Origin of the sequence: Levilactobacillus paucivorans, assembly GCF_001437125.1 — a bacterium.
Taxonomy (GTDB): Bacteria; Bacillota; Bacilli; order Lactobacillales; family Lactobacillaceae; genus Levilactobacillus; species Levilactobacillus paucivorans.
The window spans coordinates 1-1,617 of the sequence record NZ_JQCA01000055.1 but is presented as its reverse complement, the minus strand read 5'-3'; the positions used below and the strand labels follow the sequence as shown (position 1 = coordinate 1,617).

At 51.4% G+C, this 1,617-nt stretch carries 1 rRNA gene; it reads right to left on the bottom strand.

Annotated elements, in window-relative coordinates:
- Positions 1-10: 10 nt before the first annotated feature.
- Positions 11-1,576 (bottom strand): 16S ribosomal RNA (locus IV54_RS05810).
- Positions 1,577-1,617 lie beyond the last annotated feature (41 nt).

Below are 1,617 nucleotides of genomic sequence, written 5' to 3'. Positions count from 1 at the left end.
TATTCCTTAGAAAGGAGGTGATCCAGCCGCAGGTTCTCCTACGGCTACCTTGTTACGACTTCACCCTAATCATCTGTCCCACCTTAGACGGCTGACTCCCGAAGGTTATCTCACCGGCTTTGGGTGTTACAAACTCTCATGGTGTGACGGGCGGTGTGTACAAGGCCCGGGAACGTATTCACCGCGGCATGCTGATCCGCGATTACTAGCGATTCCAACTTCATGTAGGCGAGTTGCAGCCTACAATCCGAACTGAGAGCGGCTTTAAGAGATTAGCTTAGCCTCACGACTTCGCAACTCGTTGTACCGCCCATTGTAGCACGTGTGTAGCCCAGGTCATAAGGGGCATGATGATTTGACGTCATCCCCACCTTCCTCCGGTTTGTCACCGGCAGTCTCACCAGAGTGCCCAACTTAATGCTGGCAACTGATAATAAGGGTTGCGCTCGTTGCGGGACTTAACCCAACATCTCACGACACGAGCTGACGACAACCATGCACCACCTGTATCCATGTCCCCGAAGGGAACGTCCTATCTCTAGGATTTGCATAGTATGTCAAGACCTGGTAAGGTTCTTCGCGTAGCTTCGAATTAAACCACATGCTCCACCGCTTGTGCGGGCCCCCGTCAATTCCTTTGAGTTTCAACCTTGCGGTCGTACTCCCCAGGCGGAGTGCTTAATGCGTTAGCTGCGGCACTGAAGGGCGGAAACCCTCCAACACCTAGCACTCATCGTTTACGGCATGGACTACCAGGGTATCTAATCCTGTTTGCTACCCATGCTTTCGAGCCTCAGCGTCAGTTACAGACTAGACAGCCGCCTTCGCCACTGGTGTTCTTCCATATATCTACGCATTCCACCGCTACACATGGAGTTCCACTGTCCTCTTCTGCACTCAAGTTTCCCAGTTTCCGATGCACTTCTCCGGTTAAGCCGAAGGCTTTCACATCAGACTTAAGAAACCGCCTGCGCTCGCTTTACGCCCAATAAATCCGGACAACGCTTGCCACCTACGTATTACCGCGGCTGCTGGCACGTAGTTAGCCGTGGCTTTCTGGTTGAATACCGTCACGATGCAAACAGTTACTCTTGCACCCGTTCTTCTTCAACAACAGAGTTTTACGAGCCGAAACCCTTCTTCACTCACGCGGCATTGCTCCATCAGACTTTCGTCCATTGTGGAAGATTCCCTACTGCTGCCTCCCGTAGGAGTTTGGGCCGTGTCTCAGTCCCAATGTGGCCGATTACCCTCTCAGGTCGGCTACGTATCATCGTCTTGGTGGGCCTTTACCTCACCAACTAACTAATACGCCGCAGGACCATCCAGAAGTGATAGCCGAAACCATCTTTCAAACGAAAACCATGCGGTTTTCGTTGTTATACGGTATTAGCACCTGTTTCCAAGTGTTATCCCCTGCTTCTGGGCAGGTTTCCTACGTGTTACTCACCAGTTCGCCACTCGTCTTATGGTTAACGTCCGTGCAAGCACTTCAGTTAACGAAGACGCGTTCGACTTGCATGTATTAGGCATGCCGCCAGCGTTCGTCCTGAGCCAGGATCAAACTCTCATCTTATGATGATGGCTTGAATAGCTCATCGATTGTTGTTACTTTTT